Raw genomic sequence first — 15,327 nt, 5'->3', positions numbered from 1 at the left:
GACCCTGGGGGAATTCGTGATGACTGTACGACCTGCGTTTCGCCTGTCCTTGCTGGCGCTGCTCGCCGCATCGGCGCCTGTCCCGGCCTGGGCGCAAGGCGAAGACCCGACGCTCCGCGACAGCTTTTCGATCGGCAGCCAGGGCGGCTCGCTGTGCGAGGTGCAGGCGACGGTCCGCGACGCCGTCGTCAAGGGCATGTTCGACCGCGCCTGGGTGATCGTCTGCCGCGATGCGAGCCAGCCCGTCGGCTATATCCGCGCGCTGCGTGCCAGCGAAGCCGACGCGGCGCAGCGGCTGGCAGCGGCGCGCGATCCGAACATCGTCTGCGGGGCCGACGGTCGCTGCACGATCAAGGGCAGCAGCGTCGAATGGGCGAGCCGCATCGAAATGGACGGCGCCACCGCCTACACCGCCGAAGGCTTTGCCGCTTATGGCGACGCGCTGACTCTCGCGCTCCAGTCGATCCGCCAGCACAAGGTCGCACCGGGCGTCATCAAGGTCGCGACCACATCGGTCGGCGGCGGCGACGAAGGCTTCGCGCGCACGCTCGCCGGCACGATCGACCTCGACCGGGCGCTCGCCGAAGGTTATCGCCGCAACCACAGCGGCGACTATGCCGAAGCGGCCGAATTTTTCGAAGCGCTGTCGCGCCGCACCGCGAACGATGCGTCGACCGGCGACATCGACCCGAGCGAATTCACGCTTAACCGCGCGCTCCAGAAATCGAACCTCGGCGAATTTGCTGAAGCCGCGCGCCTGTTCGCCGAAGTCGATGCGATCCCGACGAGCGACCCCGTGCAATTGCGGCTGCGGCGCAATTTTCAGGCGATCGATGCGCTCAACCAGCGCGACTATGCGCGCGCCGCCGAAATCCTGCAGCGTCCGGTGCCGCCGACCACCGCATCGATCGAAACCGCCAACGACAGCGTCACGCTGACCCCTGCGATCACCGCCGGAGTCAACAGCGGCAGCAACGCCCGCGCCATCCGCCAGACATCGGACAGCGAGCGTCTGAGCCCGCTCGAGCGGGCGCAGATCATCGACGCACAGGCGACGCATCTGCTCGGCACCGTCGATCGCCTCCGCCGCGATGCGAAGACCGCCAAGCAACTCCAGCTCAAGGGCCTGACCGACGCGCTGGCCGTGCGGCAGGGGCGTGTCACTTCGATCGTCCGGCTGCGTTCGCAGATGCTCGGCGAGCTTGCACTGACCGAAGAGGCACTGGGCGACATGGGCGCGGCGGATGCGCGCTTCCGCGAATCGGTCGATGCGCTCGCGATCGAATATCCCGAAACCAATGCGCTCGCTTCGGCGCGCGCGCGCTACGCCGCCTTCCTGACCCGCCAGGGCCGCGACGACGAGGCGCTCGCCCTCTATCACGCGGTGGTAAAGGCGCTCGCCGACACGAAGCGGTCGTCGACCGGCATGGCGAATATCATGGCGCCCTATTACCGCCTGCTTGCGGCACGCGCGCCGACCGACCCCGCCGCCATCGCCGATTTCTTCGTCGCCAGCCAGCTCCAGGTTCGTCCCGGCGTCGCCGATACGCAGGCGGTGCTGGCGCGCGAACTGTCGGGCGGCGACGGCGACGGCGCCCGGCTGTTCCGTCAGGCGACGACGCTCAATCGCGACATCGAACGCGCGCGGATCGAGGAAGCCCGACTGATCCAGCTCCCCGCGACCGGCGAGGTCGTTGCACGGCTCGCCGATGTGAAGACGCAGATCGACAATCTGTCGTTCCAGCAGGCCGAAACCGTCGCCAAGCTGTCGGCGTTCCCGCAATATCGCGTCGTATCGTCGGGCAAGCTCGATCTCGGCGAATTGCAGCAGGTACTGCGCCCCGACGAAGCCTATCTGAAGATGCTGGTCGTCGGCGACGCCGTCTATGCGATGCTGATCGAACCCGGCAGTGCCCAGCTCTGGCGCGCCGACATCGACGCCGACGGCCTAGAAAACGCCGTTGATGCGATCCGCTCGACGATTTCGACGGTCGAGAACGGGCGCCGCGTCACTTATCCGTTCGACGCGGCCACCGCACGCAAACTCTATGTCCAGCTGTTCGGCCCGGCCGCCGACCGGCTGCCGGCGATCAAGCATCTTGTCTTCGAACCCGATGGCGCGATGCTGAAACTGCCGGTCAACCTGCTCGTCACCTCCGACACCGGGCTCGCCGCCTATGAGCAGCGGGTCAATGATCCCGCCGCCGACCCCTTCGACATGCGCGGCATCGCCTGGCTCGGGCGCTCGACCCGGCCGAGCACCGCAGTATCGGCGCTCGCTTTTCGCAACGCGCGCCAGGCGCCGCCGTCGACCGCGCGGCGGCAATATTTCGGCCTTGGTGAAAATCTGCCGCTCGCCGGCGGCATCCTGCCCTCGCTCGGCACCCGCGGCGCGGCGAGCGACAGCGTCGACGGCACCTGCCAGTGGAGCGCCTCGCAATGGGCGCGTCCGATCTCGGCGGCGGAGCTCGTGACCGCCAGCAGCACCATCGGGCGCGACAGCTCGACCCTGCTCACCGGCGGCGCCTTTACCGATACCGCGGTCAAGGAGCGCGGCGATCTTAGCGACTATCGCATCATCCATTTTGCGACCCACGGCCTCGTCACCGCGCCGAAGCCGTCCTGCCCGGCGCGCCCTGCCCTCGTCACCTCGTTCGGCGACAAGGATTCGGACGGCCTGCTCACGTTCCAGGAAATTTTCGACCTGAAGCTCGACGCTGACCTGGTGATCCTGTCGGCGTGCGATACCGCAGGCGCCGCCTCGGTCGCCGCAACGCGCGAAGCCGGCGTCGCCAGCGGCGGCGGCAGCGCGCTCGACGGGCTGGTCCGATCGTTCATCGGCGCCGGGGGGCGTTCGGTCATCGCGAGCCATTGGCCGGCGCCCGACGATTTCGACGCAACCAAGCGGCTGATCGGCGGCCTGTTCGCCGCACCGCAAGGCGAAAGCGTCGCAGACGCGCTCTGGACGACGCAAAGCCAGCTGATGAACGACCAGCAAACCTCGCATCCCTATTATTGGGCCGGGTTCGCGATCATCGGCGACGGCGCGCAGCCGCTGCTGCACGGCCTCCCCACGACGACCGCCACCGCCCCCGCCGCCGGAGTTTCGACCGGACGCGCGGCGCGCTGACCCGATGGCCGCGAGCATCGCCCCGGACGCCGCGCCCGACGCAATGCCGGCCGCCAACGGCCCGGCGACGATCCCGCTGCGCAAGCGGATCCGGCGGCTGGTCATGCAGCTCGGCCCGTCGCGGATGGCCGCGACGATCCTCTTCCTGATCGTTGCGACACTGTTCGCGCGCTTCAGCTGGGACATGCCGCTCGTCAACGATGCCGAACGCGCGCTCTACGATGCGCGCGCGACGCTGATGGCGCCGCACGTCGCGCAGGATCAGCGCATCGTAATGATTACCTACAATGACGAAACGCTGTTCAATACCGGCATCCGCTCGCCGCTCGACCGGACGCTGCTGGCGCGCGCGCTCGCCAATATCGACCGCATGGGCGCGAAAGCGATCGGCATCGATATCGCTTTCGATTCGCCGCGCCCCGACGACGATCTGCTGAAGACGCAGTTGCGCGCCATGACGACGCCGACCTGGCTCGCCTATGCCGAGCAAGCGAGCAATCCGAACACCATCTTCTACGAACAGCAGAAATTCCTGCAGTCCTTCATCGCCGACGTGCGCACCGGCAAGACCCGGCCGACGAGCGTCCTGTTCCGCACCGACGGCGACGGCGTGATCCGCCGCTGGCCCGACCGGCCAAAGAATCTGCCGCCGCTGATGGCGAATGCGCTGGCGCCGGTCGACGCTGCCCACGCCGATTATCAGGGCAATATCCGCTTCCTCCTGCCCGCCCGCGCCAATGCCGGACAGGAAGAGCCGGTCTTCGCCAATATCCCGATCGACACATTTGCGGTGCCGATGGACGATGAAATGCTCGCCGGCCTCGCCGAGCTGGTGCGCGGACGCTATGTGCTGATCGGCGGCGACATCATCGACAACGACCAGTTCAACACGCCGATGAGCCGCTTTGTCGATCCGATCACCGGGCTTCACGAAACGATGATCGGGCTCGAAGTTCATGCGCATATGCTGGCGCAGCAGCTCGACGGCGACTGGCCGGCGCCGGTGCCGGGCCCGTCGCTGTGGGTGCTGGCCATCCTCGTTGTCGTCGCCGGGGGACTGACCAGCCTGATCGACATGCGTGCGCGCTGGGTCGCGCTTGCCTTTCTGGGGCAGCTTGTCTTCTTCGTCGCCTTCCCTTTCTGGTTGCATCGCCACGGCATCGACACGACGACCCTGCCCGCCTTCGGCTGGGCGGTCGGATGGCTGCTCGGCTATGCGGCGGTCGGCACGGCGGCGCGCACGATCGGCTCGCGTCAGCGCGCCTTCGCGCAGTCGGCGCTCGGCAAATATCTGCCTGTCGATGTCGCCGCGCAGATCATGCGCGATCCCGACCAGCTCTCGCTGCACGGCGAACGGCGCAACATCTATTGCGTCTTTACCGACCTCGAAGGCTTTACCAAGCTCAGCCATGCGGTGACGCCGGAGACGGTGGCGCGGCTGCTCAACGAATATCTCGACCGTCTGTCGGACATCGTCCTCGAACATGGCGGGACGATCGACAAGTTCGTCGGCGACGCGGTCGTCGCCTTCTGGGGGGCGCCGATCAGTCGCCCCGACGATGGTGCGCGCGCCGCGGCGGCGGCGGTCGCCATGTACCAGGCGGGCGAAGCCTTTCGCGTCGACATGGCGGAGGGCGTGCCGCCGATCGGCATGACGCGCGTCGGCCTGCATGTCGGCGACGCGATCGTCGGCAATTTCGGCGGCGAGGACCGCATCCAATATACCGCGCTCGGCGACAGCATGAACACCGCCTCGCGGCTGGAGGCGGCGAACAAGAGCCTGAAGACCGGCGTCCTCATCTCGGCCGAAGCCGCCGAGCGTTCGGGGCGCGACGATCTGGTGCCGATGGGCCGGGTGACACTGCGCGGGCGAGCGCAGCCGGTCGACGTCTTTACCCCGCGCGCCGACCTTCGCCCCGATCAGCGCGCCGCGATCGCCGCGCTGGTTGCCGCGCACGCGGCAGGCGATAAAAAGGCCTATGTGACCTGCGCCACAGCATTGGCGGCCGAATGGGGTAAGGATTTATCCATCATGTTCCTGATCGAACGCCTGAACGATACCGACAAGGGAGAAAGCTATGTCCTTTCCTGACTTCCGGACCCGCCGCCTGGGCCTGACCGCCGCCGCAGCCGCCATTGCCTTCGCGGTTGCCGGCACCGCCGCCGCGCAATCGATGGTCGTGCGATCGACCGGCCCGTCGGCGTCCAAATATCCGACCGGCGCAAAGCTGAAAGCCAGCGACAAGCTGACCTTGGTGGCGGGCGACAAGATCGTGCTGATGCAGGGCGGCAAGACGCGCACCCTGTCGGGGCCCGGCACCTATGGCGCCAGCGGCCCGATCCAGTCGAACCAGACGATGGGCAGCGCGGTGACGCGGATGCTCGCCAGCGGCCCGTCGATGCGATCGCGCGGCGGGTTTTCGCGCGGTCCCGACGAACCCAAGCCCGCCGAACTGCGCGCGCCGAACCTGTGGTTTATCGACTATCGCGAAGCCGGCACCTTCTGCGTCGCCGATCCCGCGACGCTGATGCTGTGGCGTCCCTATATGGACACCGACGAGCTGCTGAAGATCGAACAGGACGGCAAGACGCAGACCGTTGCGTTCGTCGTCGGCGCCAATTTCCGCAAATGGCCGTCCGATGCGATGCCGGTCAAATATGATGTCGACTATCGCCTGTCGGGCGGTGGGCTCAGCGCCCCCGTCACCATCCGCTTCAAGCCGATGGGAGAGGTGCCCGCGACGCCCGACGCGTCGGTCGATGCGCTGATGGCAAAGGGCTGCACCCCGCAGCTCAACCGGCTCGTCGACACGATGGCGGAAGCCGAAGCGAGCGGCGGCTGAACGCACGGCTGGCGGGCATTGAAGGGGCCGCGCCGGTCTGATATTTGTTGCAGACTATGCGGCCGGATAGAGCCGCAAGTCCTTTCCTTGGGTCGATAAATTGGTCTAGCTGCCCGTGGGGGCGGCAGGATCGCTGGAGCGCGTTTGCAAACGCCTGCGCTCGGGGTTGGGGGTAGTATGACGGTCAAGGGCGACAGGACAGGTTTCGGTGCGGCGCTCGCCGGTTCGGTGGCGATCGCCGCCTTGATGGCGCCGGCCGCTGCATCGGCGCAAAGCGCGCCGCCAGTCCCGACGCGCGAGGAAATCGACCGCAGCGCGCCGCCGCCGATCGCCCCGGCGGGCGAGCGCGTCGTGTCGGCCGACGATAGCATCGAACACGCCCCCTGCCCGCTCGCCGCGCCCGAATTCGCCAATGTCCGGGTGACGCTGCGTAGCGCCGAATTCTCCGCCGCGCCGGGGATCGACACCGCCATGTTGGCGCCCGCCTGGTCGGACAAGGTCGGCCAGGATCTGCCGATCGCGGTCGTGTGCGACATTCGCGACCGCGCCGCGACGCTGCTGCGCGCCAAGGGCTATCTCGCCGCGGTGCGCGTCCCGCCTCAGACAATCAGCGACGGCATCGTCCGCTTTGACGTTCTCTCGGCACGCCTTGCGCGCGTCGAAGTGCGCGGCGAAGTGATCGGCGAGGTCACGGTCACGCGCACACCTTTCGCTTTCGACGCCAATATCCAGAATTTCGGATCGCACGACGTCGGCCGCTGGGGCGGCATGGTCCGCGCGCGCGCCGCCGGCCTGACCGGCTTGGGCGACCTGACGACCGTCAGCCTGTATTCGACCGCCGATTTCGAAGAGCAGCAGGTGCTGCAACTGTCGCACGAAATGCGTGTCGGCGGCGAAGGTCTGCGGCTTGGCGGCAGCTATACCTATGCATGGACGCGCCCCGATGTCGCGACGCTGCCCCTGAAATCGCATACGCAGATCATCAGCCTGTTCGCCGGCTATCCGCTCGTGCTGACGCAGGCGAAGCGAATTCAGATCGGCGGCGGGCTCGACATCATCGATCAGGACATCGCCATCGGCGGCGTCCCCCTCAACCGCGATCGCGTGCGCGTATTCAACCTTCACATAGATGGCAACTGGACCGATCCGGCATCGATCGCGGGCCGGCACGGCTACACCCCCGCCGAACCGCGCTGGGCCTTCGGCGCCTCGCTCGAAGCGCGCCAGGGCGTCGATTTCCTGGGCGCCAGCAAGGACTGCGGCCCCGGCGGCACCGCCTGCTTCCTGCCCGGCGCGGTTCCGCTGACCCGTATCGAGGCGAAACCCGACGCCTTCGTGCTGCGCGCCAACGCACAGGCCGACTGGCGACCGACCCCCAAATTCACCCTGTCGGTGGCGCCGCGCGCGCAATGGGCGAGCGATCCGCTCGTCGCCTATGAAGAATTTTCGGGCGGCAATTTCACCGTCGGACGCGGTTTCGACCCCGGCACGGTGATCGGCGACAGCGGGGTCGCGGTGACGACCGAGGCCCGCTACGGCTCGTTCGTCCCCGCCAATACCAAGGCGCTTGCCATCCAGCCCTTCGCCTTTTTCGATGCGGCATGGGTCTGGAACAAGGACAGCAGCTTCAACGGCCTGAATCCGCAAAAGCTGTTCTCCGCCGGTGGCGGCGTGCGGCTTGCCTACGGCACGCTCGGCCGGCTCGACATGACCGTCGCGGTGCCGCTGAACCGACCAGCGCTGATGGCGCAAAAGCCCGACCCGCGCTTCCTGCTGTCCCTGACGACGCAATTCGGTGTGAGGGCTCGTTGATCATGCAATTCGAACCGGAAACGACCGCCATGCGCAAAACCGCAAACACCAGCCTTCCCGCCGCACGGACGGCGAAGCGCCAATTGTTGCAGGGCTGCGCGATTGCCGCGGGCCTTGCCGCGCTTGCCTATGGCGGGCCGGCGCTGGCGCAGGTCGCCGGGACGGGCACCGTCGTGAGCGGAAGTGCTACCATCTCGCCGCCCGGACCCGGCGCGACAACCGTCACCACGGGCGGATCGCAGACGATCATCAATTGGGTTCCGACCGACAACGCTCCCACCGGCGGCGACATCGACTTCCTGCCGGCCGGCAACGTCTGGAATTTCAGCGGCAACGGCAATTATGTGGTGCTCAATCGCTTCGTCAACGGATCGGGCGGATCGCTGAGCCGGCAGATCGCGCTGAGCGGCGCCATCAACAGCACCGACACCGCGACGGGCGCGCCGGGCGGCAGCATCTGGTTCTACAACGCCGGCGGCATCCTGCTGAACAGCGGCAGCGCGATCAACGTCGGCAGCCTTGTCCTCACCGCCAACGATATCGACACGACGGGCGGTCTTTTCGGACCGGGGGGCGAAATTCGCTTTCGCGGCGCATCGGGCAGCACCGCTGCGATCCGTATCAACGCAGGCGCCTCGATCACTGCCGATATGGGCGCGGCGGGCGGCAGTTATGTCGCGCTCGTCGCCCCGCGCATCGTCCAGGACGGCCGTGTCGAAGTCAACGGGTCAGCGGCCTATGTCGCCGCCGAACAGGCCGACATCCGCATTAACGCGGGCCTGTTCGACATCAACGTCCTGACCGGCGCCGAGGGCGGTCAGGTCATCAGCCACAGCGGCGTCACGACGGGACCGGAACAGCAGGTCAGCGGCGGCGCCCAGCGCATCTATATGGTCGCCATTCCCAAGAATGACGCCGTGTCGATGCTCGTGTCGGGCCAGATCGGCTATCAGGACGCCGTTTCGGCCGTGACCGATTCCGACGGCGCAGTCGTCCTGTCGGCGGGCTATAACATTACCGGTGGGGCGATCGACACCGCGTCGGCGAGCAGCGTCGGCGCCAATATCACGGTCAACGACACGCTGTTCCGCAGCCGCACTTTCGCGCACGCCAGCGGCGATTTTCTGGGCCAGCCCATCGATACGATTCCGCCGGTCGGCGGAGCCTTCGTCCCGCCGCCGCAGCTTGGCCGGATTCTCGTGGAGGGCAATGCCCTGTTCGAGGGCGACAACAGCGCGACGATCAACGTCGGCGCGGTTCAGGCCGTCGGCGCGACCGGCCAGTTCATCGTCCGTTCGAAAGCCGCCTCGGCAATCACCGTCGACGGCGGACAGCTGGCGGCGGGCACCGACATCCTCGTGTCGGCTTCGCGCGATGCCAATGTCGTGACCGGCGTTGGCGAGGGCGGCAATGCCAGTCTGACCGTCCTTAACGGCGGCAGCGTGTCGGCCAATAGCGTGACGGTCAGCGCGCGCGGCCTCGGCGGATTTACCGACAGCGGCGCTGGCGGAACCGGCATCGGCGGAACCGCGAGCATCAGCGTCAGCGGTCCCGGAAGCGCGATGAATGTCGGCTCGTTGATCGTCGATGCCGGCGCGCTCGGCGGCGGCGCCTATGTCGGGCCAAGCGGCCCCACGGTCACCGACGACAGCGGCGACGGCCAGGGCGGCTCAGCCACGCTCGATATCTCCGACGGCGCCACGGTTCAGGCCAGCAACTTCGTTCGCGTGACCGCCGATGGTCAGGGCGAGACCGGCTTTGTCCGCTCGGGCGACGGCGCAGGCGGGACGGCGCGGATCACCGCTGGCGGGCCTGGCACGACCTTCATATCGAGTTCGACCGACATCAATGCGCAGGGGTTTGGCGGCGGAAGCCAGTCGAGTTCGAGCGGATCGATCTTCTCCGCCTCCGCCGGAAACGGCGTCGGCGGCACCGCGTCCTTCAGCTCGAGCGGTGACGATTCGACCCAGATCGCGCCGGGGAACCTCTATCTGTCGGCAAGCGGCCTCGGCGGCGGCGCCAATGCGGCCACGGGGCCGCAGGGCGGCGACGGTACCGGCGGCGATGCGTCGGTGTCGGCCGATGGCGCCTTCACCCTCGATCTCAACTCGCTGATCGTTCTCGCCAACGGCGAAAATGGCGGCGCCTCGAGTTCGGGCGGCGATACGGGCGTCTCGGGGGACTCGCAGGGCGGCACCGTCAGCCTGTCCGCAAGCAACGGTGCAACGATCGACAGCACCTTCTATATCCAGCTCGACGCCGGCGGCATCGTTTCGAGCAGTGAGAATATCGGCAACGGCCAGGGCGGCGGCGTCCGCATCGACGCGACGAGCGGCGGGTCGATCACCACCGACGGCATGCTGCAGATGACCGCCGACGGCGGCAGCTTCGGCGGCTTCACGGTGGCGACGAGCGGCGGAACGGGCGACGGCGGCAACATCCTCATCAACGCCGACGGCGGATCGGTGGGTGCCGGCTATTATTATCTGACCGCCAACGGCAGCTCGGCCAATTCGGCCGGCACCACCGGCGCCGCGCAGGGCGGCAATATCGACCTTTTTGCGCTGGGCGGCGGCAGCATCAGCGCCACCGACCCGAGCCAGTTCAGCAGCTTCAATGCCGATGGGCAGAGCGGCTACAGCGTCGGCGGCGCCAACGGGTTCGGCGGCTTCATCGGGCTTCACGCCGACGGCGGCACGATTGATCTTGCCGGAACGATCCGGCTGTCGATGGGCGGCTATTCGGGCGGCAACACCGATCCCGCTGGCGGCGCGGTCCCGGTGGGCCTCGGGGGTTCTGCGTTGATCGAGGTGCTGAATGGCGGCGCCATGACGCTCGGCGACTTTGCGGCCGATGCTGAGGGGCGCGGCTATGGCAATGTCGAATCGCCCGGCGGAGCGGGCACTGGCGCGGCCAATGGCGTCGGCGGCGATGTCGTCATCACGCTGAGCGACGGCACGCTGAGCGCAAGCCGCTTCGCCCTGTCGGCCAACGGCTTCGGCGGCCAACCCGGGTCCGGTAGCGGCACCGGCCAGGGCGGCACAATCAGCTATACGCAGACCGGCGGCGACGCGAGCTTCGGCGACATGTCGATCACCGCCAACGGATATGGTGGCTCGACGCTGACCGGCACCGGCAACGGTATCGGCGGCACCGCGACCATGACCCTGTCGGGCGGCAGCTTCGGCGCATCGACCGCAGCCGCCTATGCCGAAGGTTTCGGCGGCGAAGGCAGCTATGGCTATGACGATTTCTCGAACCCGGTTCAGCCCGCGGGCAACGGCGGCGATGGACAGGGCGGCACCGCGACGATCGTCATCGACGGACCGATCGCGATCGATACCGGCACGTTGGCGGCCTATGCGGGTGGCCGCGGCGGCAGCGGCGGCGATTTCAGCAGCCTCGGGATTGCAGCAGGCAACGGCGGCGATGGCGGCGCGGGTATAGGCGGTCAGGCATCGATCACCATAACCGACGGATCGATCGACACCGGCGACCTGATCGCGGACGCTGGCGGAATCGGCGGCAACGGCGGCAACAGTTACGATTCGGGCAGCTTCGGCGCGCCCGCGGGTATCAGCGTCGGCGGCCGCGGCGGATCGGGCACCGGCGGGACGGCGACGATCAACCTTGCCTCGGCGGTCGGGGTCGCGGACACGCTGACGGCGCGCGCATCTGCGTCGGGCGGGCTTGGCGGCTATGGCTCGGTCGGCAACGACGGCGGCGCGGCGACGGGTGGTCTCGCCCAGTTGATCGTGACCGATTTCGACGCCGGGCCGCTCGGTGTCGTGCTCGACGCAACGGCGTTCGGCGGCGGCGGCGGAACCGGCTCTGACGGCGCGGGCGGCAATGGCGGCGCGGCAACCGGCGGCACGGCGCGCGTCGAGGCGACCGGCGCCAACGGCGCGGCGTCGATCACCCAGGCCAATTTTCTGGCCAGCGGCACCGGCGGACGCGGCGGCGATGGCAATTCCACCTTCTTCCTCGACACCGTCGGACCCAATGGCGGCAACGGCGGCGACGGCACCGGCGGCACGATCGAAGCTGTCGCGAGCGAGAATGCGACGCTCACCCTCGCCGGCGCGAATGGCGGGCCGGTAACGCTGGCAAGCGGCGGCACCGGCGGCGATGGCGGCAACGGCGCCTTCAATGGCGAGGTGCCGGGCAGCACCGGCGGCGACGGCGGCGATGGTGGTGCAGGTTCGGGCGGCGTCGTCCATCTGCTTGCCAATGGCGGGACGATCTCTTCGGCCGGCGCCGCGGTCAACATCGGCGTGGCCGGCACATCGGGCAACGGCGGTATCGGCGGTGACGGCAATGTCGATGCCGGCGGCAACGGTGGTAATGGCGCAAACGGCGCGGTCTTCGCCGATCGCGGCGGACGTATCGTCATCGAGGCGCTTGCCACCCAGTCCGGGCCCGGCGCGATGGACCTTGGCGACACGGCGCTGGTCGCAAGCGGCGCGCTCGCTGGCCGGATCGAGATCCGCACCGACGGCACGATCGACTTCGCCAGCCTCGATGCCGAAACCTACGGCATCGCCGATCCGACGAACAACGACACCGACGTCGCGACCAGCGGCATCTATGTCGCGACGACCGATGGCACGATCGATGTCGGCGGCGACGCATCGCTGCGCAGCGACGGCTCGGTCGGCGTCTATGGGCAGGCGGCGGGGTTGTTCGACATCACGGGCAATCTGACCATCGAAGCTGGCGACCAGATCGATATCCGCCACGATTTCGGCGAAGGCACACCCCCGACGATCCGCACCGGCGGCGATTTCACTGCGACCGCAGGATCGAGCATCAGCGGCACCATCGGCTCGTTCCTGGTTGCGGGCGGCGACCTGTCGCTGACCGCGACCGATGGCCCGATCGGCGTCGATCGCCTGCAGGGCAGCAATATTTTCCTGACCGCAAGCGGTGCGGGATCGGTCGAACATGCCGAAGCGGACAATGATTTCATCGCCAGCGCGGCAAGTTTCCGCACCGGGCTCAATTCGATCATCACCGGCGGCAATATCATCGTCACCGCGCCCGGCGCGGTCGATCTCGGCAATTCCACCGCGGGCGGCTATGTCTCGGTCGACGGGGAGTCGATCCAGTTCGCGAATATCGGCGCGGGCGGCTTCGTCACGCTCAACGCCTCGGGCACCGCGCCGGGGGCGGAGGGGATCGCCGGCAGGTCGATCGATGCGGGCAGCACGATCATCCTGTCCGGCAACAGCATCGCACTGACCGGTCCCGTCACCGGCGCAGGGCCGCTGTTCGCGACGGGCACCGGCGGCGCGGTAAGCATCAGCGGCGCCGATGTCGCCGGCTCGATCGTCGTCGATGCCGTGGGTAATATCGGCGGCAGCTACGTCTCTGGCGGCGATATCCGGCTCACCTCGGGCGCCGACATCAACGCGTCGGCGACGGCCAATGGCGGCTATGTCGATCCGGCAACCGGCGCGATCGCCGACGGCAATATTTTCGCCGATGCCGCGGGCAACGCCACGCTGACCGACAGCGGTGCGGCGCGCATGTTCGGCGTCAACGCGGGACAGGCGGCGACCGTCACCAATGCGACCGCCGGTGAGGACATGCTCGTCCTTGCTGGCACGACCGCCAATCTGACCAATGTCACGGCGGGCGACGACATCGACGTCCGCGCCGCCGGAACGGTCATCGCGAACGGCCTCGACGCAACCGGCGCCGGGCTCGACGGCTTCGCGATCAACTATGTGCCTGGGAACGGTTTCACCTTCGGTCAGGGTGAAGGCACGTCGAGCATCGACGGGTCGGACATCAACATCACGTCGTCGGCGGCATCGATCGACGCGACCAACCTTTCGGCGGGCGACGATATCCTGCTGTCGGCTGCGACAACGATCGCCCTCGACGGCGGCACGACGCTGGGCCTCGGCATCACCGGCGGCGACAGCAGCATCCGCACGCAGGGAGGCGATACGGTCCTCACCAACCTCGACGCGTTCGACGACATCGTCGCGACCTCGGCGGGTGCGATCAGTGGCGACGCCATCGCTGCGGGCCGCAATCTCGCGCTGACGGCCGTCGACGCCATCGATTTCGGCGCCATCACCGCGGACGGGACGACCACCCTCACGAGCAGCGACGGCGCGGTCGGCGTCGATGCGCTCAACGCGGCCGGGCCGATCACGGCGAGCGGCGACAGTATCGATATTCGCGGCGGCGCGATGCAATTCGCGTCGCTTGCCGCCAATGTCGGCAACGCGCTGATCCGCTCGACCGGCAATCTTTCGATCGCAAGCGGCAGCGTGGCGGGCAGCGCCGATCTCGCGGCGACAGGCGGCAGCATCGCCCTCACCGACCTGTCGGCGGGCGGCGACCTCAACGCGACCGCAAGCGGCGCCATTCAGGTCGATGGCGTCGTCAGCGGTCCGCGTATCGCGCTGACATCAAACGACATCGTGATCGGCGGACAGGGCCGTGTCGGAACCGCCGGCACCACGCAGAGCCTGACGCTAACGAACAATGGCGCCGCGCCCACCTTCGTCGGCGGCAACGGCACGCAGAACGGCTATCACGCCGACGCGACCGAGATGACGCGGCTGTTCGCGACGAACATCACCGTCAACGCGCCCAACGGTGCAGCGGCGACCGACCTGATCGTCGACAGCTTCACGCTGGCGGGCAATACCAATCTGGGCGCGGCGGGCTCGCTGACGCTGCAGACGCCGGGGCGGGCACGCGTGATCGGCGCGGTCGAACTGACCGGTCTGACGAGCGCGAACCGGCTGACGCTTTCGGGCGACGATCGTGTCGAGATCATTCTGGGTCAGGGCAGCATCCGTCTTTCGGCGAATGGCGCTCCCGAAGGCGTGCTGGATCTGCGCGGAAACGATATCTTCGTCGCCACCGCGGCGGCCATCACCGATGTCGAAGCAGCGACCTCGACCAGCGCGATCGACACGCGCCTCGCACAGAATGACGGCGTCACCAGCGACGAAGGCGCTTTGTTCGCCGGCGGCATCAACGTCACGACGTCCCGCAGCTTCTATGTCCAGAACAGCGGTGCCGGGACCGACTACGCACAGCGGCGCGGGCTGACCTTCGCCGCGGGCGGGCTGAACGTCGATGCGCCGTCTTCGGGCGTGCGGATCGTCATCAACGGCGTCCGGCTCGGCGCCAACGGGCAAGTCACCGGGCTCGACACCATCCCGTTCCTCACCGTCAACGGTTCGGCCCCGACCAGCGGCACGATCGACATGCGGTCGACCTTCAACGGGTGCCTGATCATCAGCACCGGCGGCTGCACCTTCATCGATCCGGGCAATCAATTCCCCGTGCAGGATGTCGTCGAGGACGAGGTTGGCGGCGATGAGGACGGCGACGGCGGCGGCACCGGCCTGCCCGTGCCGCTCATCACGATCCGCGGCATCGATCCGCTGAGCGGCGCGCCGCTGCTCGACGATCCGGTTACCGGCGCGGGCAACGACGATCTGTGGACGCCGACGACGCCCTGACGCGCGTGTGCACAGTTGACGCCGACGGGCGGGCCGGGGCATGGGCGCG

At 68.1% G+C, this 15,327-nt stretch carries 5 protein-coding genes; all 5 read left to right on the top strand.

Annotated features, from left to right (window positions below; translation table 11 throughout):
* The first annotated feature begins 19 nt into the window (after positions 1 to 19).
* The 5 genes from AOA14_RS13090 (at position 20) to AOA14_RS19850 (ending at position 15,278) form a co-directional block, all read left to right on the top strand.
* Complete coding sequence (locus AOA14_RS13090) at positions 20 to 3,130, top strand: CHAT domain-containing protein (RefSeq protein ID WP_062902126.1); 3,111 nt, start codon at positions 20 to 22, stop codon at positions 3,128 to 3,130.
* Between the two features lie 4 nt (positions 3,131 to 3,134).
* A complete protein-coding gene (locus AOA14_RS13085) occupies positions 3,135 to 5,222 on the top strand; it encodes an adenylate/guanylate cyclase domain-containing protein (protein WP_082819926.1) in 2,088 nt (695 codons plus the stop codon).
* A complete protein-coding gene (locus AOA14_RS13080) occupies positions 5,209 to 5,973 on the top strand; it encodes a hypothetical protein (RefSeq protein ID WP_062902125.1) in 765 nt (254 codons plus the stop codon). The genes AOA14_RS13085 and AOA14_RS13080 overlap by 14 nt, the downstream gene beginning before the upstream one ends.
* A gap of 177 nt (positions 5,974 to 6,150) precedes the next feature.
* Positions 6,151 to 7,785, top strand: coding sequence for a ShlB/FhaC/HecB family hemolysin secretion/activation protein (locus tag AOA14_RS13075; protein WP_062902124.1), 1,635 nt, complete (start codon positions 6,151 to 6,153; stop codon positions 7,783 to 7,785).
* A 2-nt stretch (positions 7,786 to 7,787) separates the two neighbouring features.
* The gene (locus AOA14_RS19850) at positions 7,788 to 15,278 is read left to right on the top strand and encodes a translocation/assembly module TamB domain-containing protein (protein ID WP_062902123.1); all 7,491 of its coding nucleotides are present in this window, start codon (positions 7,788 to 7,790) and stop codon (positions 15,276 to 15,278) included.
* Positions 15,279 to 15,327 lie beyond the last annotated feature (49 nt).

Origin of the sequence: Sphingopyxis terrae subsp. terrae NBRC 15098, assembly GCF_001610975.1 — a bacterium.
GTDB lineage: Bacteria > Pseudomonadota > Alphaproteobacteria > Sphingomonadales > Sphingomonadaceae > Sphingopyxis > Sphingopyxis terrae_A.
Note: the sequence above shows the minus strand (reverse complement) of the source record. Positions and strands in the feature narration are given on the sequence as shown.

What these genes read in the sequence shown, in the direction of transcription:
- AOA14_RS13085 (WP_082819926.1), top strand. Translation starts at nt 3,135, where the DNA reads ATGGCCGCGAGCATCGCCCCGGACGCCGCGCCCGACGCAATGCCGGCC.
- AOA14_RS13080 (WP_062902125.1), top strand. Translation starts at nt 5,209, where the DNA reads ATGTCCTTTCCTGACTTCCGGACCCGCCGCCTGGGCCTGACCGCCGCC.
- AOA14_RS13090 (WP_062902126.1), top strand. Translation starts at nt 20, where the DNA reads ATGACTGTACGACCTGCGTTTCGCCTGTCCTTGCTGGCGCTGCTCGCC.
- AOA14_RS19850 (WP_062902123.1), top strand. Translation starts at nt 7,788, where the DNA reads ATGCAATTCGAACCGGAAACGACCGCCATGCGCAAAACCGCAAACACC.
- AOA14_RS13075 (WP_062902124.1), top strand. Translation starts at nt 6,151, where the DNA reads ATGACGGTCAAGGGCGACAGGACAGGTTTCGGTGCGGCGCTCGCCGGT.